Genomic DNA, 3,341 nt, shown 5'->3' on the forward strand with positions numbered 1-3,341 from the left:
TTCTGACGGCCACGCCCCATGCGAGACCCCCTCATTTAGAGTTGCGGGCATTTTGCGGGCTGTCAGCCTCGCAAACCCGGGCATTCACGAATCCGGCTTCGAACCGGTAAGAGTAGCATTCAGGATAACACGGAGCCCCCGCACCCCGGCGGTTCTGGGCCCACCGCCGCGGGAGGAGCACGGACGTATGACCGATGAGGCATCCGAGACCGGAGGCGACGACGTCAGCATCGAGGGGCTGCACGGAGCGGTGATCGTGGGCGTCATGCCCGACCAGTCCCCGCGGGTCCTGAAAGAGGGGGCGCGGTACGCGAAGCTGTTCCAGGCGCCTCTGATCGTCGTGCACGTCGACGTCACCCGGTTCGTGACCTACGAGGATCCCGACGGCTACGTCCACTCCGCCCCCATCGACTTGAACATCGCCGCGGGTGAGGGAGACCTCGCGAAGGTGACGGATGCCGCCGCCGCCGTGCTCGACGGCACCGGTGTCGAGTGGGTCGCCCGCCAGCTGGTGGGGGATCCCGCGATGGCCCTGAAGCATCTGGCCGAGCAGGTGGATGCGCGGCTGCTCGTCGTCGGCACCCGCAAGCGCGGGTTCGGCGAGTCCGTGCGCGAGTTCTTCACCGGCTCGGTGGGCGCGCGCCTGGCTCACCGCCAGCACCGCCCGATCCTGATCGTCCCGCTGGGCGAGCCCGTCCCCGACGACGAGGAGATCTGGCCGGCGTAGCGCCGGCCGACGGCATCCCTCTCCCCAGGAACCGCGAAAGGGTATGTTCCCGCCGGCGTGTCGGCGGGAACATACCCTTTCGCGGATCGGGAACCGAGGTCAGCCGCGCAGCGCCCTCGTGACGTCACGGGCGATCCGGTCGAGTTCGCCGGCCAGCTCGTCGACCACGGTCGCGGCCAGGTCGCCGCCGCGGGCGACGTGCGTGCGCAGGTCGCTGCGCACCCGGGCACGGAACTCGTTCACCGCCGCGTCGGCGCGCTGCAGCTGCTCGCGGGCGAGAACGCGCGGGTCGTCCTCCTGAGGCCCCTGCGGCGTCGCGGCGCGCTCCTCGCGCGAGGCCGCGGCGAGGTCGGCGCGCAGGCTCTTCATCGCCTCGCGGACGCTGCCGCGCACCTCGTCGGCGATCAGGCGCACCGAGTCGGCGAGACCTGCCTCGATGCCCTCGAGCTCGCCGGCGCGGGCCTGCACCTCGGCGTGGCCCGCCTCGGTGATCGCGTAGACGGTCTTGCGGCCGTCGACGGTCTTGGTGACGAGACCCTCCTCCTCGAGCTTCGCGAGGCGGGGGTAGATGGTGCCGGCGCTGGGCGTGTACGTGCCGCCGGTGCGGTCCGACAGGGCCTGCATGATGTCGTAGCCGTGACGCGGGCCCTCATCGAGCAGGTTCAGCAGGTACAGGCGCAGGTCGCCGTGCGAGAAGACGGGGGCCATGCTCACCACTCCTCTTCGTCGACGCCCGCGGACTCGGACGGCGCGTCGGCGGCATCGGGCGAGGGCGCGGCATCCCCGAAGTACGCGGTGCGGCGCAGCACCGTCACATCACCCGAGACGCTGTGGGCGCGCACGTCGGCGAAGCTGCCGCTGAGCTCGCCCACCGAGCCCTGGTAGTTGGTCGTGGGGCCCGAGCCGTTGCCCGACCGTACGACGCCGTCGATCTGGACCCGGCCGCTCACGCTGCGCACGACGTAGTTGGCGGGGTAGCCCTCGTCCAGTCGTACGGTGGCGCTGCCGCTCACGGTGTTGACGCTGACCGTGAGGGTCTCGCCGGCGGAGTCGATGAGCGCCGAGCCCGACACGGTGTCGATCGTGGCCTTGCGCAGCACGCCGGTGGCCGCGACATCGCCCGAGACGCTGTTGGCACTGAGCGATCCCACGAGCTCGCGCGCCTGCACGTCGCCCGACACGGCGTTGACCGACAGGTCGCCGGTGATGCCGTCGACGATGATGTCGCCCGAGACGGTGTTGAGTGAGGCGCTCTCGCGCAGACCCGACACGAGGGCGCTGGCGCTCACGACGCCGAGGGTGAGTGCGACCTCGCGGGGGACCGCGACGCTGATCTCGGCCTTCGGGCCCCCGGCGCCGAAGTTGCGGAACACTTCGAGGAAGTTGTCCCACCGCAGCTGCGGGTGGTCGATCTCGACGCGGTCGCCGTCGACTTCGATGCGGAGGTCCTTGACGGTGACGCCGTGCACCTCGATGCGAGCGCCCGGCTCGTCATGGGCGATGACGTCGATCTGGCCTCCGACGAGGCCGATCTTGAGGGCGCGCACGGTCTCGATGTCGATCACGCGCGTCTCGCCCGGGTGGATGATCCACTTCTCCAGGGTCATGACTGCTTCTCCTGCGTTTTCTTTTCGGGGTGGTCTATTTCGCGATATATCGCGTATGCAAGGACGATAACACGATATATCGCGACTATGTCAAGCGTTCGATGAAAACACAGCTTGACCTTGACGCTGCGTAAACCTTTACCGTGGACGACATGAACGACGACGAGGAATGGTCGATCCAGCAGATCGCCAAGCTCGCCGGGACCACGAGCCGCACCCTGCGCCACTACGACGACATCGGGCTGCTCGAGCCGTCGAGCATCGGGCACAACGGCTACCGGTACTACGACCAGGCGGCGCTCGTGCGGCTGCAGCGCATCCTGCTGCTGCGCGAGCTGGGTCTGGGACTCCCGCAGATCGCCGAGGTGCTCGGACGGGAGACATCCGAGGCGCACGCTCTCGAGAGCCACCTCGCGTGGCTCCGGCAGGAGCAGGGCAGGCTGGCGCGTCAGATCGCGTCGGTCGAGAACACGATCACGGCATTGAGAGGAGGTGAACGACTGATGGCAGAGAACATGTTCGACGGCTTCGACCACACGCAGTACAAGGACGAGGTCGAGCAGCGCTGGGGCAAGAAGGCGTACGCCGACAGCGACCGGTGGTGGCGCTCCATGAGCGCCGACGACAAGGCCGCGTGGCAGCAGCGGGTGGCAGACCTCGGGCGCGACTGGATCGCGGCCGCGGAGTCCGGCGTCGCCCCCGACGCCGAAGAGGCGCAGGCGCTCGCGGAGCGTCACGTCGCGTGGCTGACCGGCATCCCGGGGACCCCCGCGGCGGCGCCCGGCGGCGACGTCAAGGGATACGTCCTGGGTCTCGGCGACATGTACGTCGCCGACCCGCGCTTCGCGGCCAACTACGGCGGTGAGAAGGGCGCCGCGTTCGTCCGCGACGCGCTGCGCGTGTACGCGGACGCGCACCTGTGAACGGAAGAAGTGGGTTGCGGCCGCCCCGGGGGGGGGGGGGCGACCCCTCTTGGGGGCCCGGGGGGGAGGGGGGGGTTGGGGCGC

The 3,341-nt window shown here is 69.7% G+C and carries 4 protein-coding genes; 2 read left to right on the forward strand and 2 right to left on the reverse strand.

The features are described from left to right. Positions 1–187: 187 nt before the first annotated feature. Positions 188–727, forward strand: a complete 540-nt coding sequence (locus ACTHNQ_RS20920) for a universal stress protein (protein WP_440335841.1) — start codon at positions 188–190, stop codon at positions 725–727. A 99-nt stretch (positions 728–826) separates the two neighbouring features. On the opposite strand, the gene ACTHNQ_RS20925 is transcribed toward ACTHNQ_RS20920, so the two are convergent. Continuing rightward, on the reverse strand, positions 827–1,435 hold the full coding sequence (locus tag ACTHNQ_RS20925; protein WP_440335842.1) for a PadR family transcriptional regulator: 609 nt from the start codon (positions 1,433–1,435) through the stop codon (positions 827–829). A 2-nt stretch (positions 1,436–1,437) separates the two neighbouring features. Then, positions 1,438–2,334 carry a DUF4097 family beta strand repeat-containing protein gene (locus tag ACTHNQ_RS20930; RefSeq protein ID WP_440335843.1) on the reverse strand — a complete coding sequence of 299 codons (897 nt, stop codon included), beginning with the start codon at positions 2,332–2,334 and terminating at the stop codon, positions 1,438–1,440. 152 nt (positions 2,335–2,486) lie between these two features. Here ACTHNQ_RS20930 and ACTHNQ_RS20935 point away from each other — a divergent pair, with 152 nt between their 5' ends. After that, complete coding sequence (locus ACTHNQ_RS20935; protein ID WP_440335844.1) at positions 2,487–3,257, forward strand: MerR family transcriptional regulator; 771 nt, start codon at positions 2,487–2,489, stop codon at positions 3,255–3,257. Positions 3,258–3,341: the final 84 nt, after the last annotated feature.

Source organism: Microbacterium sp. (assembly GCF_051953575.1).
Classification (GTDB): Bacteria; Actinomycetota; Actinomycetes; order Actinomycetales; family Microbacteriaceae; genus Microbacterium.

Coding starts and splice junctions, on each gene's coding strand:
- ACTHNQ_RS20920 (WP_440335841.1), top strand. CDS start 188: ATGACCGATGAGGCATCCGAGACCGGAGGCGACGACGTCAGCATCGAG.
- ACTHNQ_RS20925 (WP_440335842.1), bottom strand. CDS start 1,435: ATGGCCCCCGTCTTCTCGCACGGCGACCTGCGCCTGTACCTGCTGAAC.
- ACTHNQ_RS20930 (WP_440335843.1), bottom strand. CDS start 2,334: ATGACCCTGGAGAAGTGGATCATCCACCCGGGCGAGACGCGCGTGATC.
- ACTHNQ_RS20935 (WP_440335844.1), top strand. CDS start 2,487: ATGAACGACGACGAGGAATGGTCGATCCAGCAGATCGCCAAGCTCGCC.